Origin of the sequence: Paraburkholderia sp. WC7.3g, from assembly GCF_050436345.1 — a bacterium.
Lineage (GTDB): Bacteria > Pseudomonadota > Gammaproteobacteria > Burkholderiales > Burkholderiaceae > Paraburkholderia > Paraburkholderia podalyriae.
In genome coordinates this window covers 1,213,490-1,236,929 of record NZ_JBNDMA010000004.1, presented here as the reverse complement: position 1 = coordinate 1,236,929, position 23,440 = coordinate 1,213,490, and the positions used below count along the sequence as shown (strand labels likewise).

Sequence of the window (23,440 nt, the reverse complement as noted above, 5' to 3'; positions counted from 1 at the left end):
CAAGTAATGTGATGGTGCTATTCGTTTTGCCTGAATATTCGGTACATCATCGTGACTTCGTGCAGGACAAGAAATCCACGCCAGATGACGGTAGGACCAGGTGGACATCATGCTTTCGAGCGAGATATCCGCCGAGTCTGGCGATCCACAAGATTACCTGCGCCAGTGATGGCGGTTTATCCGGTATTTCAGTACTGCCATGCGTACGACAGTAGAGGGCTCGCCACTCGATTGGCTGCAGCAATACTTCGCATGGCAGATTGCCATCAAGCCTGGCAAGCAACATGGAGTACAGGATTCTCCAGCTTACGACGGCGAACAATGCGGTGGCGCGGACGAATCGATCGAGATTGCCAAATTGGCGGGCTTCAATGCGACAGCCACTTTTAAGCACACGATGCCACGATTCAATCGTCCATCGGCGCGCATACCATGCCAGACGCTCAAGGGCCTGAGCGTGCGTTTGTGTAGGCACCGAAGTCAGTAGAAGCCATTCCAATGGCTCTGCTCCTTCGTCCAAGTTCGTTTCCTGTGCATGAATTGCAAACACTTCAATTTCGGGAAGCTTCTCGCGACGACGATTTTGTGGCGGACGAAGGCGTACGGGCATGCAGCGCACAACCAGCCGTGCGGTGCGTGCGGGGCGGTTTTCGCGTGCAGGCACCTGCAGTTGGGCCTCTCCAAGCACTGGCGAGGCCAGCACGGTTTCCCACAAATATCGATCGGGGTGAGCAACGCGTCGGTTCCACGACGCGCGCACCAACCAGTCGACGCCGGCAGGTCGCTGCGCCAGGAACACATCATAGACATCGCCTTCACGGTCGCTCACGCCAATGACATGCGTGCACGGACAGTGCGCCTTGAGTACGCCCAGTTGCTCGATGCCTTCGAGCCATTTCGCGCTCTCTTTTTGTTGTACGGTTCGTTGCCCGCGCAGATGTTTCTTGCCCAACTCCTCGTGCCTACGTATCCAGGTCTTCATCCCGATCAGCCCGAGTGGCAGCCCCTCTGGCGTGAGCGCAAGCAGACTGTGTATCAGGAAACCACGCACGTGTGGATCGGAGCCGTACCCCAGACCTTCGGTTGCCCGCAGATGAGACAAATTGAACTCGGTGGTGTCCTGAACAGCAAGGACGACTGGCACCTGTTGCATACGACACAGCGTTTGACCGATGTGCGCACCCAGCACGCCATCGACATCCACGTGCGGGTTGTCGAAAAAACGATATGCCGCCTTCAGCTCCGAACCATTGAACGACTGCGGAAAAGAGCAATGTGGGCCCACCGAAAGCTTGCGTGCCAGCGTCACGAGCCGTCTGGTCAGGCGAGCGTCGCCGAGCTCGGCGGCGCCAAACTCTTCATTTGCCCAATCATCAAGGTCAGAGGTGTCCGACAATGCCCGGCATCACAGATCACGAACCGGATCAAAGTTAACATCGGTCGTTACCGTTTACAAGCCATCGCCCTTCAATCGCACAGTCGCGAGCGACTTATGGGTAATCCTGAGAGGTCTTGTGGGAGGATGACGAGCGCGTCTTCTGTCGAGGGCGGCGCCAGGGCGATGGCGGCGACAACGTACTGATTGCGCGGCCCGCTGCCGAGCACCCATCACCCGTCAGCCTGGATCGCCTCGCTCACGAATTTGGACTGAAGGATGAACTGGACGGCGCGTGGGCAGTGCGACCGCTGGAGCCGGTGCACGAAGGCGGCCGGACCCTGCTGGTCCTCGAGGATCCGGGCGGTGAGCCACTCGAGCGGCTACTCGGCGCGCCCATGGAGGTAGGGCGTGTTGTAGGCCTCGCCGTCGGCATCGCCGCGGCGCTGGGCAAGCTCCACCAGCGCGGCCTCGTCCATAAGGACCTCAAGCCCGCCCATGTCCTGGTGAACTGCGCGGACGGACAGGTGCGACTCACCGGGTTCGGTATTGCCTCGCGGCTGCCGCGCGAGCGGCAGCCGCCCGAGCCGCCCGAAACCATCGCCGGCACGCTCGCCTACATGGCGCCCGAGCAGACCGGACGGATGAATCGCTCGATCGACGCCCGCAGCGACCTCTATGCGCTCGGTGTCACGCTCTATCAGATGCTCACCGGCGCGCTGCCGTTTACGGCCGCCGACCCCATGGAATGGGTGCACTGCCATATCGCCCGAAAGCCGGTGCCGCCCAACGAACGGGTGGAGACGGTCCCGGCTCAGCTCTCCCACGTTGTCATGAAGCTGCTCGCCAAGACCGCCGAGGAGCGCTACCAGACCGCCGCCGGCGTCGAGCGCGACCTGCGACGCTGCCTGGCCGATTGGGAGCGTCAGCACCGCATCGATGCCTTCCCGCTGGGCGAACACGACACGCCCGACCGGCTGCTGATCCCTGAAAAGCTGTATGGGCGAGCACGCGAGGTCGATACCCTGGTTGCCGCGTTCGATCGGGTCGTCAAGCGCGGTGCGCCCGAACTGGTGCTCGTCTCCGGCTATTCCGGCATCGGCAAGTCGTCCGTCGTCAATGAACTGCACAAGGTGCTGGTGCCGTCGCGCGGGCTCTTCGCCTCCGGCAAGTTCGACCAGTACAAGCGCGACATTCCCTATGCGACGCTGGTCCGGGCGTTTCAAGGCCTGGTGCGGCCGCTGCTCGGCAAGCGAGACACGGAGCTGGCGAGCTGGCGTGATGCCCTTCTGGAAGCGCTGGAGCCCAATGCGCGGCTCATGACCGACCTCGTCCCCGAACTGAAGCTCATCATCGGGGCCCCCCCGCCGGTCCCGGAGCTTGAGCCGCAGTAGGCACACAGCCGTTTCCAGCTCGTGTTCCGGCGCTTCATGGGTGTCTTTGCCCGACCCGAACATCCGCTGGCGCTGTTTCTCGACGATCTCCAATGGCTCGACGCGGCGACACTCGATCTGCTGGAGGATCTGCTGACCCGGTCTGACCTGCAGCATCTCATGCTGATCGGCGCGTATCGCGACAATGAAGTCGACGCCGCTCATCCGTTGACGCGCAAGCTCGATGCGATCCGCCTAGCAGGAGCGCAGGTGCAGGAGCTCACACTCGCGCCGCTCGCTCGCGAGCACTTGGAGCAGTTGATTGCGGATGCCCTTCACGGCGAGCCGGAACGCGCCGCGCCGCTGGCGCAGCTGGTCCATGCGAAGACCGCCGGCAATCCGTTCTTCGTGATTCAGTTTCTCTACGCGCTCGCCGAAGAGGGGTTGCTCCGCTTCGATCATGACGCGGCGTGCTGGCGCTGGGATCTCGCTCGCATTCATGCCCAGGGTTACACCAAGAATGTCGTGGACCTCATGGTTGGCAAGCTAACTCGCTTGCCAGTCGAAACGCAGCGGGCGTTGCTGCAGCTCGCCTGTCTCGGCAACGTCGCTGCGATCGCGATGCTTGCGATCGTTCTCGGAACTTCGACAAAGCAGGCCCACGCGTCGTTGTGGCCGGCGGTCCAGCAGGGACTGGTCGAGCGGCTGGAGGGCTCCTACAGGTTTGTTCACGACCGGATTCAGGAAGCCGCCTATTCGCTGATCCCGGAAGCCTCACGCGCCGAGGGCCATCTGCGGATCGGGCGGTTGCTCGCCGCGCAGACGCCGCCGGAGCAGCGGGAGGAGGCGATCTTCGAGATCGTGGGTCAGCTCAACCGCGGTGCCGCGCTGATCACCCAACAAGAGGAACGGGACCAACTTTCTGAGCTCAACCTGCTCGCGGGCCAGCGCGCCAAGGGGTCGACAGCCTATGCCTCGGCGCTCACCTATCTCGTCACCGGTGCTGAACTATTGGAGGACGATTGCTGGGAGCGCCGGCATGCGCTGATCTTTGCGCTGGAGCTGAACCGGGCTGATTGCGAATTCTTAACGGGCCAGTTATCTGTCGCTGAAGAGCGGTTGGCGGCGCTGTCTAGTCGCGCCACGACAACGGTCGAACAAGCCAAGATTGCATGCCTGCACATGGATGTCTGCACGACCCTGGATCAGAGCGGCCGCGCGGTCGCTGTGGGTCTTGACTACCTTCGGCTTGTCGGTATTGAGTGGTCACCCCATCCGCAAGATGACGAGGTGCGACGCGAATACGCGCGCGTCTGGTCACTGCTTCGGGGCCGGGCCATCGAGGATCTCATCGACCTGCCACTGATGAAGGACCCGGCCTCCCTCGCGACCGTCGCGCTTCTGAGTAAGCTCTTGCCGCCGGCCGTGTTTACCGATGCGAACCTGGCTTCCCTGGCGAACTGCAAGGCGGTCAGTCTAAGCCTCGAAGTCGGCAACTGCGATGCTTCATGCGTCGCCTATGTCATGCTCGCCAGGATCGCCGGACCGCGTTTCGGCGACTACCAGGCCGGATTCCGGTTCGGCCAGCTCGGCTTCGAGCTGGCCGAACGACGTGGACTAAAACGCTTCGAGGCGAGCACCTATCTTTGCTTCGCGGTTTTCGTCGTGCCCTGGATGAAACACGTGCGTGCTTGCTGTGATCTGCTGCGCCGCGCGTTCGACGCGGCGAACCGGATCGGAGACCTCACGCATGCAGCCTATTCGTGCGACGGTCTCAACTCGGACCTGCTCTTCGCCGGCGATCCTCTGCCCGAGGTGCAAGGCGAAGGCGAACGTGGCCTCGCGTTCGTCGAGAAGGCGCGCTTCGGCCTCGTCATCGACATCATCGCAGCGCGGCTCGCATTGATCCGGATGCTCCGTGGCTTGACGCTGAAATTCGGCTGCCTTGACGACGGGCAGTTCAATGAGCTTCGTATCGAACAGCATTTGTCCAGCAATCCGGCCTTGAAGCTGGCTGCGTGTGGGTACTGGATTCGGAAATTGCAGGCGCGCTATATGGCCGGCGACTATGCGGCGGCCATGGACGCCGCATCGAAGGCGCAACGGCTGCTCTGGATCTCATCCGCGCACCTCGAGGATGCCGACTATCACTTTTACGCCGCACTGGCCCGAGCCGCCTGGTGCGCCTGCGCACCAGCCGAGGAGCGACCGCAGCACCTGGACGCTGTGGCTGCGCATCACAGGCAACTGGAGATCTGGGCGGAAAACTGTCCGGAGAATTTCGAGAACCGCGCCGCGCTGGTCGGTGCGGAAGTCGCTCGCCTGGAGGGGCGCAATTTCGATGCTGAGCGTCTGTACGAACAGGCTATTCGCTCGGCCCAGGCAAACGGCTTTGCTCACAATGAGGCGCTCGCCAATGAACTTGCGTCCCGCTTCTACGCGGCACACGGTTTTGAGAAAATTGCCCGTGTGTATTTGCAGGACGCCTGCTACTGCTACCTGCGTTGGGGAGCCGACGGGAAGGTACGGCAACTCGAGGAAGCGTATCCGCACCTTAGGACTGGAAAGTCCGCGCCCGCCCCGACGAGCACAATCGCGACGACGGTTGAACACCTCGACCTCGCCACTGTGATCAAGGTGTCGCAGGCTGTGTCGGGCGAGATCGCGCTGGACAAGCTGATCAAGACGCTCATGCGCACGGCGATTGAACAGGCCGGCGCCGAGCGCGGCCTGTTGATTCTGCCACGCTGCGGTGAGCAGCGCATCGCTGCAGCAGCTACGACCGGCGGCGACACGTTCAACGTGCAGCTGTACGACGAGCCCGTCACCGCGACGGTGCTGCCGGAGTCGGTCCTTCACTATGTCCTGCGCACCCGGGAGAGCGTCATGCTCGACGATGCCGCAGCCGAGCCCCCGTTTGCTTCCGATCCTTACATCCGTGGGCAACGCGCCCGTTCCATTCTCTGCCTGCCCCTGATGAATCAGGCGAAGCTCATCGGTGCGCTGTACCTCGAAAACAATCTGACCACGCGCGTCTTCGCGCCGGCCCGGATTGCGGTGCTTCGGCTCCTTGCTTCCCAGGCGGCGACTTCGCTCGAGAATACCCGCTTGTACCGCGAACTCGAACAACGCGAAGCGAAGATCCGGCGCCTTGTCGACGCCAACATCATCGGTATTTTCATATGGGATCTCGATGGTCACGTTCTCGAGGCCAACGACGCGTTTCTGCGCATCGTGGGATACGAGCGCGAGGACCTCATGGCGGGCCGGCTACGCTGGATGGACCTCACGCCACCAGAATGGCTCGCCCGTGACCTGAGTCAATGGATACCACAACAGAAAGTGACTGGGCGCCTGGAACCGTTCGAAAAGGAGTACTTCCGGAAAGACGGCAGCCGCGTGCCCGTGCTGATCGGCGTCGCCACGTTCGACGAGGGCGGAAACGAGGGTGTCGCTTTCGTGCTCGACCTGACGGACCGCAAGAAAGCAGAGCACCGCTTGCGCGAGTCCTACGAGATGCTGCGGGAACTCACCTCCCGTCGCGAGACGGCTCGGGAGGAAGAGCGCAAGCACATTGCTCGGGAAATGCACGACGAACTGGGGCAACACCTCACCGCGCTTCGTATGAGGGCGTCGGTATTAGCTATGCAGTTTGGCGACGGCCACCCTCAGCTCGTCGAACAGGCCCGGGGATTGACCTCCCTGGTGGACACCACCATGCAGGTTGTCCGGGGCGTCATCGCGTCGCTACGCCCTGCTGCACTCGACGCAGGCATTGTGGCTGCGCTCGAGTGGCTCGCTGCCGAATTCAACCGGAATCCGTGCACGGTGTGTCGCCTCCGCGTGCAGGACGAGACTCTCGTGCTGAGCGAGGACCGCGCTATCGTGCTGTTTCGCGTCGCCCAGGAGGCGCTGACCAATGTTGCCCGTCACGCTGCGGCCATGCAGGTGACCATCACGCTCGAGCGAACGCCGGATGCCTGTCTGCTGGAAGTACGGGATGACGGAAAAGGATTCGATCCTCTGGCGACCAGAAAGAGATCGTTCGGGCTGGCGGGGATGGAGGAGCGCGTCCTGATGCTGGGTGGCCAAATCAATCTTGTCAGTTCGCCGGGAAACGGCACTACGATCAAGGTATGTCTTCCCGTTCATAAGGGGGTGCCAACGTAGTCGTCCAGAACCGGTTTCAAAAAGACTCCCGAGGGGCTACTAAACAGCGCCAACGGGGTGTGCGGTTATGAACCGTTGCGACCAATCCGGCGCTTGGTCAATTAGGCATCGGATCGGAACGGTTCTGGTAATCGCAGTAAGCGAATCGGCTTTGTCGAGATAAAACCGGAGCGATCGCAGGTGAGACCTTGTTCAGAGACCGGTCGACGGATTTTGGGTTACCTCGTTGATTTCGCACACGCAATGGATTTGCCGCGAAATACGCGACGGAGATGCTCTGCATACGAAGATCCGGTGGGTTGTGTCGCAATAAGGGCGGCAGGATAAGTAAGTCCCCTATGGTCGGGAATGCTCAAATGACGAGCGAATGGAATTGCTCGGCAACAGTCCGCTCTGCGCCAGCATCTTTCATTTGGTCCTCCCTGATCATATGCATCAGTTCGATGCCCGACAGGATGATGCGGGCGCAACGAAAATCCTAGAAACCCATCATGTTTGACGATACGTTTGATCGCGCGCTGGTCCTGTCCGACAACGTTGTTCAGATATTTGACCTGGCGCACCTTGATGGGCGTTTTCCGTTCGGCGTTGATCACTTGCAGCACGGCCAGATTGGCACCGCTTTTGTCTACGGCGATGGTCTCCGGTTCGCCGTTCTGATCGATGGATTTCTCGAAGTAGCGACACGCGGCAGCCGCGATTCGTGACGGCGACTCCGGCCTTCTCGGCGCCGATCTTCTTGCCGTTCGGGCTGCGCCCGACGGCGACCGGCACGAGGTCGTAGCGCTGCGGCTCTGTCGGCGCCTTCTCGCCCTCGAACTTCACGTAGATGCCGTGCGACGCGAGCGCTTCCGCTTCCTCGACGATGGGCGCCGTGTGCAGCGACGCCTTCGAGAGAATACAAACAACGTTCAGGCACACGCAGCACAACGCCGAATACCGTTCGCCGAGCGCTATCTTCATGCCGGGATCGGCAGCGCAGAATGCGGCCGAGTAGGCGTCTCAGAAAGGGGGAAATCCGATTAGTCTCGCGACATGCTCACCTTTCCGGGACCTGAAACGTCTGCACCATACTCTCTCATTGCCACGTCGAGAGCCCCGAGGCATGGCTACGCGCCCTCATGACGACTCGTCAAATGCACTGAGCTCCGCGAGCGTTATCGGCTTTAGTGGGGGCCGCACACGTTGGAAACCAACCGCAGCAACAGAGCGACATTGCGCAGACGCAAGCAAATTGGCAACCGTGTAGCCGCATTGACGGCCCTGACACGGGCCCATGCCCGCGCGCGTGAACGCCTTTAGCTGGTTCGGTCCCGGCTGGCCGAGTTCCGCGGCCAGCCGCACATCGCCAGCCGTTACCTCTTCACAGCGACAGACAATCGTCTCATCGGGCGGCGTGAAAATCTCCGTACGCGGCCGATAGATCGAATCAAGCAGAGGCCGCATCGCCAGCTCATGTGCGAGCCGCCGACGCAGCGGCGCTGCAAGCTCGCTTGCGCGCCCGGCCGACAGTGCGCCCGAGGAAAGCGCGACGCCGATAGCAGCAAGTTCACCGCGTGTGCACGCAGCTTTTGCGCCGCCGATTCCAGCGCCGTCGCCTGCGACATAGGGCTCCGGTGCAAATAGACGGTCTGGACGAGATTTCTGTAGAACGGAGACCTCATCAAGCAGACAGCACGGCCTTCCAAACTGCGGGCGCAGCGGTATCTTTGAGGTCGAGCTTCGCGAGGCTGAATTGGCCTTTGCGAATACGATGTACCAATTCGATACCTGAGAGAGTGATCGCTGCGTTCCTGAAACGTTTGAAACCGAGCATGACTTTCGTCCGGGACTTGATATTGCGGTGGTCCTGCTCGACCAGATTATTGAGATATTTCGAGGATCGGACCGTGTCCCCTCAGGCAGCAAGCCATCGACCTGCATTTCGCGCGCAGCGCGATGCGAGGCCGCATAACCATCGAGCGTGATGGTCTTCGGTGGCTGCCCCTGATGCTTGATTGCCTTTTTGAAAAAGGCTTTTGCCGCCTTCACGTCGCGCCTGGCGCTGAGCATGAAGTCTACCGTCTGGCCTGCCCGATCCACCGCCCGATAAAGATAGACCCACTTGCCGCGCAGTTTGAGATAAGTCTCGTCGACGCGCCACGACTGGCCAGTGGGCCTGCCAAAGCGGTTCCACCGTTTAACGAACTCCGGCGCATAGCGCCGCACCCAGCGCAGGATCGTCGTGTGCGCCAGCGAGAGACCTCGTTCCGCCATCATTTCGACCAGATCGCGCAGGCTAAGCTTGTAGCGCAAATACCAGCGAACACACAGAATGATCACTTCACGGTCAAAGTGACGGCCTGCGAACAGTTCGTCCAGGCTCTTCAGTTTGCTCATCGTCGGCTCTCAATTTGTTCAGGCCGACACCTTAACCGATTCGCACGCGCGCTATTTGCACCGGAGCCCCTCAACTCACAAACGGCAACTTGCTGTCCCGCGCCTGCGCGAGCATCGAAACAGTGATCTTGCGGACTTCGAGCTTGCTCTGCGTCACATGCGCGCGCAGCATAATGCCTGCTTCGGCGAGCTTTCCGCGTTCGATCAGCGTGAGCATCGTGGCGTGCTCGTCGTAGGTTGCGTCGGTGCGATGCGGCTTCAGGAAATCGAGGCGTCGCACGATGCGAATGCGCTCGGTCACTTCGTTATGCACGCGTAGCATTTCGGTGTTGCCCGCGGCTTCCACCAGCCCGCGATGAAAGCCTTCGTCGAGCCGGAACATGCGCGCCGGATCGGTCTCGCGTGCGTCGCGCGGCACGCACCAGATGGCCTTGAGCGCGTCGATCGCGCGATTGTTCGAGCCGCTCGTCACACGCTCTATAGCAGCCAGTTCGAGCACGATGCGCAGGTCGTACAGCTGATCGAGCCGCTCGAAGTCGATGTTGCACACTTTCCAGCCGCGCCGGAAGCCGACTTCCAGATAGCCTTCGCGTAGCAGACGGAACAGCGCGTCGCGCATCGGTGTGCGCGACACGCCGTAATGCTGCGCGATGTCAGTCTCCGAGAAGCGATCGCCCGGAAACAGCCGGAAGTCGAAAATGTCCTGCTTGAGTTGCAGATACACCTGCTCGGCAAGCGGGTTCGCCCCATAGACGACTTTCGACGCATCAGGCGCCACGTAGTCGGGTTCGTCGATCGGGTCTTTAGCTTCGGTCAGCCGTTTGGGTTCGATGACCAGTCTCCTGCAATTCGTCCCGACATTATCCGCGTTTCCCGTGGGCGGCTTGCACGTCGGGCACATCGGGTGCGTCGATCAGGCTCACGTGCGCAGCAACGACGATCCAGCCGCCGAACGGCGCATCGTGCGCGCCAAGCCGCACCCACGACTGCATCTGACGGCCGACGAGCGGCGTCGCGTCGCTGGTGAACGTGGTGCTGACCGTCGCATAGTCGCGGCCGAACGTCGTCACGACCGTGCGATGCCGTCTGCGCGAAGCCGGCACCGGCACGCACGATTCCCGCCACGCGCGAATCTCCTCGCCGCCGTGCTGGATTTCGGCAATTCCATAGCGTACCGTTTCCGGTGCGTCCCAGAACAACACGTTCATCGTGTCGATGTCGTTATCGACCAGCGCGCGTTCGTAGGCTTCGAACACGGTGGTCACTTCGGCGACGATCGCCGGGTCGTTGATGACAGGCGATGTGGTCAAGCGTCGGCCTCCAGCAATTGTTCGAGCGTCGCAGTCCAGCCGACGATGCCGCCTTGCGAACGGATCATCGCCAGCGCTGCTTCCTTGAACGCGGGAATGTAGCTCGCGGTCGCGCCTTCGATCACGAGACAGTCATAACCGCGATCATTCGCTTCGCGCATCGAGGTCTGCACGCACACTTCAGTCGTTACGCCCGCAAACACGAGATGCGTGACGCCGCGCATCGCAAGCTCTTCGCGGAGCCGCGTCGCGTAGAACGCACCCTTGCCCGGCTTGTCGATCACGAGTTCACCTTCAAGCGGCGCGAGCGCGTCGATGATTGCATTACCCGGTTCGCCTCGCACGAGTATGCGTCCCATCGGCCCTTTGTCGCCGATGCGCGCGCTCGGCTGCCCACGCAGACGTTTCGCCGGCGGACAATCGGACAGATCAGGCACGTGCGATTCGCGCGTGTGCACGACGTGCCAGCCGTGGGTGCGCGCATGCGCGATCAGCCGCGCGACATCCGGCACGATGTCCGCGAGCAGCGACACGTCGTTGCCGAGCGCCGCGCCGAATCCGCCCAGCTCGATGAAATCGCGTTGCATGTCGATCACGACGAGCGCCGTCTTCGACGGCTCGAACGCGAACGGCGACGGTAACGCCTGGTTGACGGTCGGCATCGCAGTCAACCCTTGTAAGTGCGGTCCGGCGGTGCGAAGCCGCAAGGAGTGCCATCGGTCACGCGCACCTCGGCCTCCCAAGGCAAACGATATTCGCCGCGCACCATGTCATGCATGAACGTATAGGGGCAATCCTGCGCGCCGCCCTTCACCGCAACGTAGCCGCGGTGTCCGAACTGATAGATGTTGTTTTCGACGCCCCAATGGATACGCGCCTCGCGCACGAGATCGGGCCGCATCTCGCAGACGATGACCTCGTCAGGGCGATGACTGCCCTCCACCATCACCGTTCCGTCGAAATCGCAGAACATGCCCTCGCCCATCGAATCGAACGTGCCGTCGCTGCCGCACAGACAGACGCTCGCCGTCTGCGCGAGATTCTGGAACGCGTTCGACTGATTGGTGATGCGCCACGCGTGGCGGATCGGCGCGGTGTATCCCGCCGTGCGCAGAATCACTTCTGCGCCCTTGTAGGCGGCTTCGCGCGCCATCTCCGGAAACATGCCGTCGTGGCAGATGATGAGGCCGAGCTTCACGCCGCGCGGCCCGGTGCAGACCGGCACGCCGAGATTGCCCGGCTCCCACGGCTCGACCGGCACCCACGGATGCAGCTTGCGGTAGTAGAGCTGGATCACGCCTTGGTCGTCGATGATCAGTCCGCTGTTGTATGGATTGCCGCCTGGATTGCGCTCCATGATCGAAAAGCAGCCCCAGATGCGGTGCTCAACGCACGCCGCCTTGAACGCGGCCACTTCGGGGCCGTCGAGGCTGCACATGATGGCGTCGTCGGTGCGCATGGAAAGGCCATGCAACGCGTATTCCGGAAACACGACGAGATCCATCGCCGCGTTGTTGCGCCGCGCTTTGCCGACCAGTTCGACCACGCGCTGCGTCTGCGCCGCGAGCTGCGCGGGCGTTTCTACATTGGGATTCTGCAATTGCACGAGGCCGATTACGACGCCCGCGGGCGAGCGGTTCAATCCGCCGAGTCCACTCGAACTCATCTGTCATGCTCCATGAAAGGCGGCGGCAGTGTCCGCCGCTTCGGGTTGCCGATCGTCGTTGTGGCCCGCCATGTGGCGCCCGAGCACCACGCGGTCCGCGTTTTCCACTGCGGTTTCGAAAACGAGCCGGCCTTCCGCGATTACTGCGATGCGGTCGGCCAGTTCCAGCAATTCGTCGAGGTCTTCGCTCACCAGCAGCACCGCCGCGCACGCGTCGCGGGCCGCGAGAATGCGCGCGTGTATATCGGCCACCGACGCGAAGTCGAGGCCGAACACCGGATTGGCGACGATCAGCACATCGACCGGCTGGCCGAGTTCGCGAGCCAGTACCGCGCGCTGCACGTTACCGCCCGACAGCGTGCCGATCGCGCGCTCCGGCACCGGCGGCCGCACGTTGAACTCGGCAACGCGCTTTTCGGCGCGTTCGCGTAACGCGCGACGGTTGAGCCGCCAGCCGCCCGCGCGCAACGGCGCGCGATCGAAGTCGCGCAACGCGAGGTTTTCCGCGACGCTCAGATTCGCGACACACGCATTACGCAGCGGCTCCTCGGGCAACGCGAAGACTTTCAGGCGCGTCATCGCTTCGCGCGTCGCGCGGTACGCTTCTCCCTTCACGCGCATGTCGCCCGATCGCACGCTCCGCTGGCCGACCAGCGCCTCGATCAGCTCCTTCTGGCCATTGCCCGACACGCCCGCCAGGCCGAGAATCTCGCCCGCGCGCACCGCGAGCGACGCATCGCGCACCGCCACGTGTCCGCGATCGTCCACCACCGTCAGCGCCGACAGTTCGAGCGCCACCGGCGCATCGGCGACAAGCGGCCGGCGCGCGGGCCGCACGTCATCGATGCCGGCCGTCGCGCGCGCGTCGAAACCGGCGTCGCTGCCCATCATCCACGATGCGAGGCGGTCGCGGTCGGTGTCGCGCACCGCGCAACTGCCGACTAAGCGGCCCTTGCGCAGGACCGTGACGTCGTCCGCGTAGGCCATCACTTCGCGGAATTTGTGCGTGATCATCAGCACGGTGAGTTCGCTGCGCGTCGCGAGATCGCGCATGAGGCCCAGCACTTCGTCCGCTTCCTGCGGCGTCAGCACCGAGGTCGGTTCGTCGAGAATCAGGAAGCGCTGACGCAGATACAGTTGCTTCAATATTTCGAGCTTCTGCTTTTCGCCGGCCGCGAGACTCGACACCGGCGTGTCGAGTGCGAGCCGGAACGGCATGCCGCGCATGAACGCGCCGAGCGCCTTGCGTTCGGCTTGCCAGTCGATTTTCCACGGCATCCGGCCACGCGCGAGAAGCAGGTTCTCTTCCACCGACAAACCCGCCGCCAGCGTGAAATGCTGGTACACCATGCCGATGCCGAGCGCCTGGGCATCGCGGGGCGAAGCAATGCGCACTTCGCGGCTGTCCGCGGCGATCTGGCCGCTGTCGAGCACGCCATAACCGACGAGACCTTTCACGAGCGTGCTCTTGCCCGCGCCGTTCTCGCCGAGCAGCGCGTGCAGCGTGCCTGCGCGCACCTTGAGCGTCACGTCGTCGAGCGCGCGGAAAGCACCGAAGCGCTTGCTCGCGCCGAGCACCTCGATGCCGAGCGCGCCGGTGTGTGACGACAGCGGTTTCATGCTGGCGAGCGTCGACATGATCAGCGTCCGAGCGCCGCGATCAGCGCGCTGGAATCCGACACCGTGCCGAACACGCCGCCCTGCATCAGCACCATGTTCAGTGCCGCGTCGTGATTGCCCTTGTCGGTCGCGCCGCAGCAGTCGGCGAGAACCGTGCATTCGAAGCCGCGGTCGTTCGCTTCGCGCATCGTCGTATGCACGCACACGTCGGTCGTGATGCCGGTCAGCACCAGATTGACGATGCCGCGCGTGCGCAGAATGAGTTCGAGATCGGTGGCGCAGAACGAGCCCTTGCCCGGCTTGTCGATGACGATCTCGCCCGGCAGCGGCGCGAGCTCGTCGATGATGTCCCAGCCCGGTTCGCCGCGCACGAGGATCTTGCCACACGGACCGTCGTCGCCGATGCCGATACCGTCCGTGCCCGCGCGGCGGCTGCGCCAGCGTTTGTTGGCGGGAAGATCCGACAGATCGGGCCGGTGTCCTTCGCGGGTATGGATGATGGTGAAACCCTGCTCGCGCATCGTTGCCAGCACGCGGCTGATCGGTTCGATCGGTGCGCGCGTCAGCGACAGGTCGTAGCCCATCTTGTCGACATAGCCGCCGATGCCGCAGAAGTCCGTCTGCATGTCGATGATGATGAGCGCCGTATTGTCGGCGCGCAGCGCGCCGTCGTAGGGCCACGGATACGGTCGGGCTTCGATGAAACGGGCCATGTCGGACTCCCGGTGAGACGAAAAGTAGGTTGATCGCTTCGGCGGTTTCAGCGCGTGAGACTCAGTTCGCCGGGCGCACCTGCGAGCGTGCGATCCGGCCGGCAGTTGACGATCATGATTGCGAGCGTGAGCACGTACGGCGCGGCGTTGAACAGGTAGTAGCCGCTCGTCACGCCGATCGCCTGCAGCGCGGGGCCCAGTGCGCCGGCCGCGCCGAACAGCAGCGCCGCCCACAGACAGCGCAGCGGCTGCCAGCGCGCGAAGATCACGAGCGCGACGGCCATCAACCCCTGACCGCTCGACAGGCCTTCGTTCCAGCTGCCCGGATAAACGAGCGACAGATACGCGCCGCCGACGCCCGCGAAAACTCCGCCGACCGCCGTCGCCGCGATGCGTACGCGCGTGATCGGATAGCCCATCGCCCGCGCGCTCTCCGCGTTTTCGCCGACGAGCCGCAGCGTCATGCCCCAGCGTGTGGAGCGCAAACCCCATTGCAGAACGAACGCAAGTATGACGCCGATCAGAAAGAGTGGATTCACGTGCAGCGCGTTATGCAATTGCGGCGATGCGCTCCACGCGCCGAAGTCGAACGAGCGCAGCATCGCCGCCTGCGGCTCGATGAACGGCTTGCCGAGATAGAACGCGAGGCCGGTGCCGAACAGCATCAACGCGATACCGAACGCGATGTCGGACACGCGCGGCAGCGAGCAGGCGAGTCCGTGCAGGCAGCCGAGCAGCAGGCCCGCGCATCCGGCAATCAGCACGCCCAGCCACGGCGAACCGGTCAGGTACGAGCCTGCGTAACCGCTCATCGCGCCCGACACAAGAATGCCTTCGAGCCCGAGATTCACGCGACCGCCCTTCTCGGTCAGGCATTCACCGAGGCTCACGAAAAGATACGGCGTGCTGACGCGAATCGCGCCCGCAAAGAGCGAGAGCAACAACACGGCAACGGGCGAGTGCAGATCAGGCATGAGTTTGCTCCAGCGGATGCGGCAGTCCGGATTGCGCGACCGCCTGCAACTTCACGCGCCACGCGGCGAGCCGGCCGCCGAGCGCTTCCCACGCGAGCAGGTTTGCGAACAGCAGCCCTTGCAAGACGAGCGTCGTTGCGTCGGGCAGATCGAGGCGGCGTTGCAGCAGACTGCCGCTCGCCTCGATGCCGCCGATCATCAGCGCGCACGCGATGATCGCTAGCGGATTCTGCCGTGCAGCGAATGCGACGAGGATGCCCGCGTAGCCGTAACCCGCGAGCAGCGACGCGTTCGCGCTGCCCTGCACCGCCGAGACTTCGAACACGCCGGCGAATCCTGCGGCGGCGCCGCCGAGCACGCATGCGGTCAACGCCAGCGAGTTGACTGGCAGGCCGACGAGGCGCGCGGCGCGCGCGTTGCCACCCGTCACGCGCATCGCGAAACCCTTGGTGCTGTGACGCACGAAGATCCACGCGCCGACGCACGCGAGCGCGCCCCAGAAGAGTCCCCAATGCACATCGAGTCCCGGCAGCGAGCCGACCGTGAACGCATCGGGCAGCGGCAGCGTCGACGGCTTGTTCAGGCTCGCCGGATCGCGCAACGGCCCTTCGACCAGATGCTTGAACAACGCAATCGCGATATACGACATCAGCAGCGAACTGATGGTCTCGTTCACGCCGCGCCACTGCCGCAACGCGCCGACCGTGCCGATCCACGCACCGCCGACGATCATGCCCGCCAGCGCCATCGCGGGCGTCGCGACGAACCACGGCGTGCCGTGCGGCAGCAGTTGCGGCGTGACGGCCGCAGCGAGTCCGCCGAGCGCGAGCGCGCCTTCGCCGCCGATCACGATCAGGCCGACCTGCGCAGGCAGCGCCACGCACAGCGCGGTGAGCATCAACGGCGCGGCGCGCAGCAGCGTGCTCTGCCACGCGAACGCCGAGCCGAATGCGCCTTGCGCGATCAGCACGATCGCGTCGCCCGCGGGCTGGCCCTGCACGAGCAGAAAGATCGCGAACAGCAGCAGCGTGCCGGCGACCGCCGCGAGCGTCGGCAGTGCGGGCAGCACGCCGAGCAGCGCGCGGGCAATGCCGGGCGACGTCACCGTGGAAGCATGAGCACGCATGGTCTCTCCTTCAGTTGCGCGAATTGCGCTGTCAGCACGCTGGATCAGATCTGGCCCACCACACCCGTGACGAGATAATTCATGCTTTCGAGCGTGATGTCGGTCTGAGCGTAGGCCGTGCCGGACGCGATCGCGGTGCCGCCCTTGTTGTCCTTCAGCGGGCCCTTGAAGATGACGAACTGGCCGGCCATCATCTGCGCCTTGACGGCGTCGGCTTTGGTCTTCGCCGCGGCCGTCACCATGGCGCCATAGGGCGACATCTTCACGAAACCCTCCTTGAGGCCGCCGCGCAGAATGTTCGGCTGCGGCGTGCCGGTCTGCGCGTCAGTGACAAGCGTTTTGTACGGCGTCGCCCAGTCCCACTCGGCGCCCGTCAGATAGCCCTTCGGCGCGAGCGCCGCCTGGCTCGCGTGGTAACCACAGCTCATCGCGCCGCGCTTCTCCGCCGTTTCGATCACGACCTTCGGACCGTCGACGTGGCAGGTCAGCACGTCGCAACCCTGATCGACGAGACTGTTGGTCGCTTCGGCTTCCTTGACCGGCATCGACCAGTCGCCCGTGAAAATGACATGTGTCGTGATGGACGGATCGACCGACTGCGCGCCGAGCGTGAACGCGTTGATGTTGCGCAGCACCTGCGGAATCGGCTTGGCCGCGACGAAACCGAGCTTTTTGCTCTTGCTCATGTGGCCCGCGACGACGCCGTTCAGGTACTGGCATTCGTCGATGTAGCCGAAGTAGCTCGCGATGTTCGACGGGTTGCCCTGCTTCCAGAGGCCGCCGCAATGTGCGAAACGCACCTTCGGATACCTGGCCGCCATCTTCAGCACGTGCGGATCGAAGTAGCCGAACGAGGTGGCGAAAACGAGCGTCGCGCCGTCCTGCTCGATCATGGCTTCCATCGACTTCTGCGCGGCCACCGTTTCCGGCACATTTTCTTCTTCGACCACCTTCACGTTCGGCATCTTTTTGATGACCGCGGCGGCCTGGGCCTGCGCCTGGTTGTAGCCATAGTCGCCCTTCGAGCCGACGTAGATCACGCCGACGGTGAGCTTTTCGGCAGCGAACACGCTTTCGAGCGGCAGCAGGCTGCCGAGCGCAAGCGCGCCCGCCTGCTTGATGAAGTCGCGACGTTGAGTCATGGTGTAGTTTCCTTGAGTTGGCCGTTCACTGCGTTCTGAATGCTGGATTTCCGATGACGGGCATCAGGCGTTCGGCTGCGGCGCGCGGTGCGCGAGATACGCGCGCCAGCCGCCGTAAGCGGTAATGTCGAGGGCGCCCGCGTCGTGCGCGATCGCCGAGGGCTCACAGACGAAGCCCTTCACGCTGCGTCCGTCGATGGTCTCGAGCGTGCCGATGGCGAGCGGCGCGGGCACGGCGGCGACGAACGCGCCGAAGGTGCGCAGCGGCACTTCCCACAGTTCGATAGCGATGGCTTCGCCTCCTGCCACGTCGCCCGTCCGGCGCACGAGGCCGGGTTTCGGCGGCAACGTGCCGGCGAGTGCATAGAGCCGGTAGCGAGGCGCGGTCATCGTGGCTTCGACGAAGCGCGCGCCGGCTTGCAGCAGTTGCCAGTTCAACGGCTCGCCCCGCAGATGCGCACCGACCACGGCGAGCATGACGACCGGTTCCTGGATCGGCAGCGGCTGGCTCGCGATCGCGTCGGCATCGCGTTGCTCGACGGCTTCGCTGAACAGCGCCTGAATGCGCGCGCCGAGCACCGCGAGCTGCTGGTCCGCGCCCGATGGTCCGATCAGCGTCACGCCCGCAGGCAGACCGTCGGCGCGCGGCACGCCGGGCACGGCGAGCGCACACAGATCCAGCAGATTGACGAAGTTCGTATAGACGCCCAGACGGCTGTTCACCTCCACGGGATTGGCCTGCACGTCGGCGATGGTCGGGTGCGTCGGCGTGGTCGGCACGATCAGCACGTCCGCATGCTCGAAAAGCGCTGCAGCTTGGCGCGCCAGCCTCGCAAGCGCGTACTGCCCGTCGAACGCGGCGGCCGCATCGAAACGCTCCGCCTGGCCGATCACCTTCGCGACGGTTGTGTCGATATCGTGGTGATGTGTCATAAAAAACGTGCCGAGCGCGGCGCGGCGCTCGGCCACCCACGGGCCGTCGTAAAGAAGCGCGGCGACCTGCTGCAACGGCGCGAAGGTGAATGTCGACGGCGTCAACGCGAGATGCCTGGCGATGCCATCCATGGTCGCGGCGAAGGCGGCCGATGCGTGGTGGTCGTCGAAGAACGTGAGCGTGTCGGGAATCGCGATGCGCAATGGCGCGTGTTGCAAACCGCGCGAGAGCAGCGGCCTGGAGTAACCGTCGTGCGGGTCGTAGAACGCGAGCCGGTCGAGCACTTGCCAGGCATCGGCGACGTCGTGCGCGAACACCGACAGCGTATCGAGCGTGCGGCACGCCGGCACGACGCCGCGCTTGCTGACGAGCCCGAGCGACGGCTTGAGCCCCACCAGCCCGTTGAAGCCCGCAGGCACGCGTCCGGAACCCGCGGTATCGGTGCCGAGCGAGAACGCGACGATGCCCGTCGCGACCGCAATCGCCGAACCGGAGCTCGATCCGCCCGACACGTATTCATCGCGCGTGATCTGACGCACCGCGCCGTACGGCGAACGCGTGCCGACGAGACCCGTCGCGAACTGATCGAGATTGGTCTTGCCGACGAGAATCGCGCCCGCGTCCAGCAGACGCGCTACCGCGAACGCCGTTTCGTCCGGCGTGTAGGCGAAGGCATCGCATGCGGCGGTGGTCGGCAGGCCGGCGAAGTCGACGTTGTCCTTCACCGCGAACGGCACGCCGAAGAGTGGCATGCGGGCGAAGAGCGCCGGGCCTTCGTCGGCGAGCAGACGTTCGAGTTCGGTGGCGCGCGCGACGAGCGAGGCTTCGGACACGCGAAGGATCCACGCTTCCGGACGATGCGTGGTGGCAAGACGTTGCAGCACTGTGACGACCGTGTCGCATGGCGATGTTTCGCCTTGACGATAAGCGTCTAGCAGCGCGCGAACCTTGAAGGGAGCAATGCGTTCCATGAGTTCAATCTTGAATACAAGTCGAGCGATGGAACGCAGGCTTTATGCCAGATTTGCCGGCACAGACCGGAAATGCTTATCCGGAAAGGCTTTGCGACTATCAACGACTATTTCCTGACGGCACAGGTCGGGCGGCGCAGAACCAGACGCGTTTCATCGTGGACCGTTTCGCGGTGTGCTTCGGTGCACTGATTCACGGAGGCTGTGCACGGCGCAGCCGCTTGCTTCAACTAGCGTGATCGACAACCACACATGGCCGCGCTCAGACACGCGCCGCCGCCATCCGGCCAGGTGTACGGCTTGCATCGCCCGGCGCTGCGCGGCGATCGATGCGCCAAATCTCGCAAATGCTCGTTGCGTCGCCGGACCATAATGTCGTCAAAAACCGCCGGGTTGATGCCCGCTCCGGCAAGCGACCGATCTGATGCTGCTGTGGCAGCGCCATAGTCCCGCGCAGTTCAAGGGGTGAACAACATCCGCCGGTGCAAGCACTGCCGCCGCGGACAGCGCGAAATGTGCCGATGGGGAAGAAGAACGGTCGCGCTTATCCTGCGTGGCAGTTCATAGGCGATGTCCCATCGCATTTACCTGCGGTCCTTAAGATCCTTCACGGCAATTCAAGGTTACAAGTCAACACCTTCTTCATGACCGAACAGGACGCGCTAAACGAACTGTGCCCCGCTGAAGTGCTGGCCGGGATACCGTTTGAAGACCGCACGCAAATTCCGCCGGAGCAAAAACGACTGCCCACGTTGCCGGCGAAGACGCGGTTGACCAAGGTCAGTGCTCTAGCGAGGATGGAGGCGGCTGGCTCGGATTGAGCGACTACCCGATGTCAAAAATGAAGATGTGAAATACAGGTTACCTCAAGAACTGAAAGGATTAGTCCCAACTGCGGAGCAAATCTTTAGAGCGATCGGCGAGGTAAAAATACTCCTACGAGCCGGACCGAGTGTTTGTTCGCGCGGTAGATGACCCGCGATATGTCGAAACAGCATCACCCTCCAAGGCTCACCGCTTTGGCCCGCCAATTGACTTTGTCAATGCCAATGGTGTGCTGCCTTTTACATGGGTCTATCTCGCCGCTCGCGAGGCTTGGAACGAGACATCATCGCGATCCAGACCGGGTTCGCCCTGCCTCATGCACAGAACTGAACCACCGGTCGTCCTGGAGATGCGGTTGTGGCGAAGTCTGGGATACAGGCGCGGGCAATTGACTGTTAGTTGTGTGCTGCACGACGGCACGCATTGAATGGGGGCGGCTGCAGCGATATGCTCCCATCCCGAACGAATCGGAAATACCATCATGCCTTATGGAAGGAAAATGCCACTAGAGGGTGTTAGGCACTTTTGTTAAGGGCTGCAAAGTGAACAAGCATAAGCACGGAGAATACGACGAAGTGCAAACCGGCCAAGGTTTCAGGCAATCGCTCATAGTCTCTGGCCAGTCGGCGGAAGCGGTTGAGCCAGCCGAAGCTGCGCTCGACCACCCAACGGCGCGGCAACAGCACGAAGCCCTTTTTCGCCTCCGACAGCTTGATTACCTGAAGCTCTATTCCTTCGTCGAGTGCTGCCTGCGCAGGCTCTTCGCCGGTGTATCCCTGGTCCGCGAACGCCACCTTGACCGTCTGGCCGGTGGCCTGCTGAACCTGACGGGCCAGTTCTCCGACCTGCGCGCGTTCCTGTTCGTTGGCCGGCGTAACATGCACAGCAAGCAGTTGCCCCAAAGTATCAACCGCCATGTGGACCTTGCTGCCGCGTTTGCGCTTGTAACCGTCATAACCGGCGCGAGGTCCACTTTCGCAGGTCGACTGCAGCGTCCGTCCGTCGAGAATGACCGCGCTGGGTTGGCCACGACGCTTCTGCGCGATCCGGATGATCGAACGCAGGTCATTGACCATAGCCTCGAAACAGCCGGCCTGAATCCAGCGTTGCGTCTGCTGGTAGACCAGTTCCCAGGGCGGAAAGTCATTTGGCAACAAACGCCATGGTGCACCGGCGCGTACGATCCAGCGCAGCGCGTTGAACATCTCGCGCAGTTCGTAACGGCGTTGCGGTGCGTCCTTGTTCATCAAGGTCAGGTACCGAGCGGCGAAGTACCATTCTTCGTCCGACACATCCGTTGGGTATGGCCTGCGTTTTTTCATCCTGCCCGGATACCAGGTCCGACAAAAAGTGCCTAACACCCTCTATGCGGCTGCGACGCATCACAGCACGACGTTCCTCGGTCCACGGCAAAGGACTGTTCGCGCTGCAGCCCATCGCTGCAGGCGATCGGCTCATCGAGTACAAGGGCGAAGTGACCAGTTCGCGCCGCGCCGCCGCCAGCCAGTAATCCGAAAACGGGCATACCTTTGTTTTTGGTCTGTCCGACGGCCGTGTAATTGATGGCAGCCGCAGCGGCAACAGCGCCCGCTTCCTGAACCATGCATGCACACCCAACTGTGAGGCAGTCGAGGCCGGCGATCGGGTTTTTATTCATGCGGTCACTGCCATCAAGCCCGGTGACGAACTTTTCATTGACTACGGCCTCGTCGTCGATGGCGATGTCACCGAGGAGGTTCGGAAAATGTACGCCTGTCATTGCGGCGGCTCTGCATGCCGTCAATCGATGCTCGGCGAGACAGCGACTTCGTCGTAAACTAACCGACGAACGTCTCAGGGCACCCGAGAATGCTCGCCATGCTTTTAACTCAATGCGCGACGCGCGATCAGACCGTCAGCGCAGACTGATGTCGACGCTGAACCAGCCTTCAAGCATGCGCCAAAATCAACGATAGCTTCCGGGGCCCAGCGGTCGCTCGCCTTGGCAGCCTTGCGACGAGTCGTCGGCCATTGCCGACGTTGGGGCGGTCTGGGCTGTGCGTCAGCAATGTGGCGGATTGCTGACGGCGGCGGCATCGAGCAGCTAGACGGCAGCTTCCTGCATCAGCGAACTCACACTCCCGTTTAGGTTTGTTCGATGCCTGCCCTCGACCATGGAGCTCGTGAGCGAACGACCACGTGTACGGGCAGGCATCGAACAAACCTAAACGCGGAACAAACCTAAACGCGTGCTGCCGATCGCAGCCTCGCGAGGTTCAAGCAACATATGTCAATTGCATGAGGCGGCACGTGGCCATCTACGGCCGTTCGTTCGTGCCCTCAGACTGGCACTCAAACGTCGGCTGCGCGCAAGATTCAGTAGCCGGCTTTCCACTAACTGCGCCTCGCGAAGCGGCGCGACAAGCTGAAGCAATGGTTCGTTCGGGAAGCAGACCGTCCCTTCTGGCAGGGCCGCCGCGTCACCGGTAAAATGCAGGTCCGAAAGCGACGCGATGAATTCCGGCGTGAATTTTCCGCTTCGTTGCAACCAGTCGCAATCGTCGTCGCGCAGACGCAGCGTCGTCAGGTACCCGATGGCCTGTTCCAGCCCCCGCTGCGACAAGGAAATTGCGCTGCGGCGGCAGGGTCCGGATGAACAGTTCGAACACCGCAAGCTCGTTCATCCCACGCTCGAAATACGCCTGCAGCATGGTGAGTTCATACAGGTCGGTCAAAAGCGCGCCGTCGGCGGACGGCATCCCGGACATATTGCATTGCTGATCGACATTCTTCGCCTCCTGATGCCTGGCGGAAGGGCCTCTGTTGTTCGCGCATGCCGTTACGGGCAGCGGCAGGCAGCCCATGCCATCGTCGTGGATCCGC

Annotated in this window: 16 protein-coding genes and 3 pseudogenes; 3 read left to right on the top strand and 16 right to left on the bottom strand. The window is 63.0% G+C overall.

Annotated elements, in window-relative coordinates; genetic code table 11:
• Nucleotides 1-46: 46 nt before the first annotated feature.
• Entirely contained in the window at nucleotides 47-1,396 is a 1,350-nt protein-coding gene (locus tag OKW43_RS39215) for an IS4 family transposase (protein WP_429454048.1), read from the bottom strand.
• A gap of 116 nt (nucleotides 1,397-1,512) precedes the next feature.
• Here OKW43_RS39215 and OKW43_RS39210 point away from each other — a divergent pair.
• Nucleotides 1,513-6,918 (top strand): annotated as a pseudogene (locus tag OKW43_RS39210) (AAA family ATPase).
• A 352-nt stretch (nucleotides 6,919-7,270) separates the two neighbouring features.
• On the opposite strand, the pseudogene OKW43_RS39205 reads toward OKW43_RS39210, so the two are convergent.
• From OKW43_RS39205 to atzF, 12 genes and pseudogenes are all read right to left on the bottom strand, one after another.
• Nucleotides 7,271-7,622, bottom strand: a pseudogene (locus tag OKW43_RS39205) (DDE-type integrase/transposase/recombinase); the annotation flags it as partial.
• A gap of 415 nt (nucleotides 7,623-8,037) precedes the next feature.
• Nucleotides 8,038-9,297: an IS6 family transposase gene (locus tag OKW43_RS39200; protein WP_429454046.1), complete on the bottom strand. Its 1,260-nt coding sequence runs from the start codon at nucleotides 9,295-9,297 to the stop codon at nucleotides 8,038-8,040.
• A 70-nt stretch (nucleotides 9,298-9,367) separates the two neighbouring features.
• On the bottom strand, nucleotides 9,368-10,198 hold the full coding sequence (locus OKW43_RS39195; RefSeq protein WP_429454044.1) for a GntR family transcriptional regulator: 831 nt from the start codon (nucleotides 10,196-10,198) through the stop codon (nucleotides 9,368-9,370).
• Nucleotides 10,158-10,607, bottom strand: coding sequence for an oxalurate catabolism protein HpxZ (gene hpxZ / locus OKW43_RS39190; RefSeq protein WP_429454043.1), 450 nt, complete (start codon nucleotides 10,605-10,607; stop codon nucleotides 10,158-10,160). The genes OKW43_RS39195 and hpxZ overlap by 41 nt, the downstream gene beginning before the upstream one ends.
• On the bottom strand, nucleotides 10,604-11,269 hold the full coding sequence (locus tag OKW43_RS39185) for a cysteine hydrolase family protein (RefSeq protein WP_429454041.1): 666 nt from the start codon (nucleotides 11,267-11,269) through the stop codon (nucleotides 10,604-10,606). Before OKW43_RS39185 ends, hpxZ begins: the two co-directional genes overlap by 4 nt.
• Nucleotides 11,270-11,274: 5 nt before the next feature.
• On the bottom strand, nucleotides 11,275-12,273 hold the full coding sequence (locus OKW43_RS39180; RefSeq protein ID WP_429454039.1) for a formamidase: 999 nt from the start codon (nucleotides 12,271-12,273) through the stop codon (nucleotides 11,275-11,277).
• 3 nt (nucleotides 12,274-12,276) lie between these two features.
• Nucleotides 12,277-13,911, bottom strand: a complete 1,635-nt coding sequence (locus tag OKW43_RS39175; protein WP_429454037.1) for an ABC transporter ATP-binding protein — start codon at nucleotides 13,909-13,911, stop codon at nucleotides 12,277-12,279.
• Nucleotides 13,912-13,913: 2 nt separating this feature from the next.
• Entirely contained in the window at nucleotides 13,914-14,606 is a 693-nt protein-coding gene (biuH, locus tag OKW43_RS39170) for a biuret amidohydrolase (protein WP_018424443.1), read from the bottom strand.
• 47 nt (nucleotides 14,607-14,653) lie between these two features.
• Nucleotides 14,654-15,580 (bottom strand): ABC transporter permease, encoded by a 927-nt coding sequence (locus OKW43_RS39165; protein ID WP_429454035.1) that lies wholly within the window; start codon nucleotides 15,578-15,580, stop codon nucleotides 14,654-14,656.
• Nucleotides 15,573-16,706 (bottom strand): ABC transporter permease, encoded by a 1,134-nt coding sequence (locus OKW43_RS39160; protein ID WP_429454033.1) that lies wholly within the window; start codon nucleotides 16,704-16,706, stop codon nucleotides 15,573-15,575. Before OKW43_RS39160 ends, OKW43_RS39165 begins: the two co-directional genes overlap by 8 nt.
• A 44-nt stretch (nucleotides 16,707-16,750) precedes the next feature.
• The gene (locus tag OKW43_RS39155) at nucleotides 16,751-17,848 is read right to left on the bottom strand and encodes a BMP family ABC transporter substrate-binding protein (protein WP_429454031.1); all 1,098 of its coding nucleotides are present in this window, start codon (nucleotides 17,846-17,848) and stop codon (nucleotides 16,751-16,753) included.
• A 63-nt stretch (nucleotides 17,849-17,911) separates the two neighbouring features.
• Nucleotides 17,912-19,753 (bottom strand): allophanate hydrolase, encoded by a 1,842-nt coding sequence (atzF, locus tag OKW43_RS39150; RefSeq protein ID WP_429454029.1) that lies wholly within the window; start codon nucleotides 19,751-19,753, stop codon nucleotides 17,912-17,914.
• Nucleotides 19,754-20,274: 521 nt separating this feature from the next.
• Here atzF and OKW43_RS39145 point away from each other — a divergent pair.
• Nucleotides 20,275-20,574, top strand: coding sequence for a hypothetical protein (locus OKW43_RS39145; RefSeq protein WP_429454027.1), 300 nt, complete (start codon nucleotides 20,275-20,277; stop codon nucleotides 20,572-20,574).
• Nucleotides 20,575-21,093: 519 nt separating this feature from the next.
• On the opposite strand, the gene OKW43_RS39140 is transcribed toward OKW43_RS39145, so the two are convergent.
• On the bottom strand, nucleotides 21,094-21,900 hold the full coding sequence (locus OKW43_RS39140) for an IS5 family transposase (protein ID WP_429454025.1): 807 nt from the start codon (nucleotides 21,898-21,900) through the stop codon (nucleotides 21,094-21,096).
• Between the two features lie 44 nt (nucleotides 21,901-21,944).
• Between OKW43_RS39140 and OKW43_RS39135 the strand changes: the two are divergent.
• Nucleotides 21,945-22,394 (top strand): annotated as a pseudogene (locus tag OKW43_RS39135) (SET domain-containing protein).
• 453 nt (nucleotides 22,395-22,847) lie between these two features.
• Here the strand turns inward: OKW43_RS39135 and OKW43_RS39130 are convergent.
• The gene (locus tag OKW43_RS39130) at nucleotides 22,848-23,129 is read right to left on the bottom strand and encodes a hypothetical protein (protein WP_429454757.1); all 282 of its coding nucleotides are present in this window, start codon (nucleotides 23,127-23,129) and stop codon (nucleotides 22,848-22,850) included.
• Complete coding sequence (locus tag OKW43_RS39125; protein WP_429454023.1) at nucleotides 23,038-23,421, bottom strand: hypothetical protein; 384 nt, start codon at nucleotides 23,419-23,421, stop codon at nucleotides 23,038-23,040. The genes OKW43_RS39130 and OKW43_RS39125 overlap by 92 nt, the downstream gene beginning before the upstream one ends.
• Between the last annotated feature and the right edge of the window lie 19 nt (nucleotides 23,422-23,440).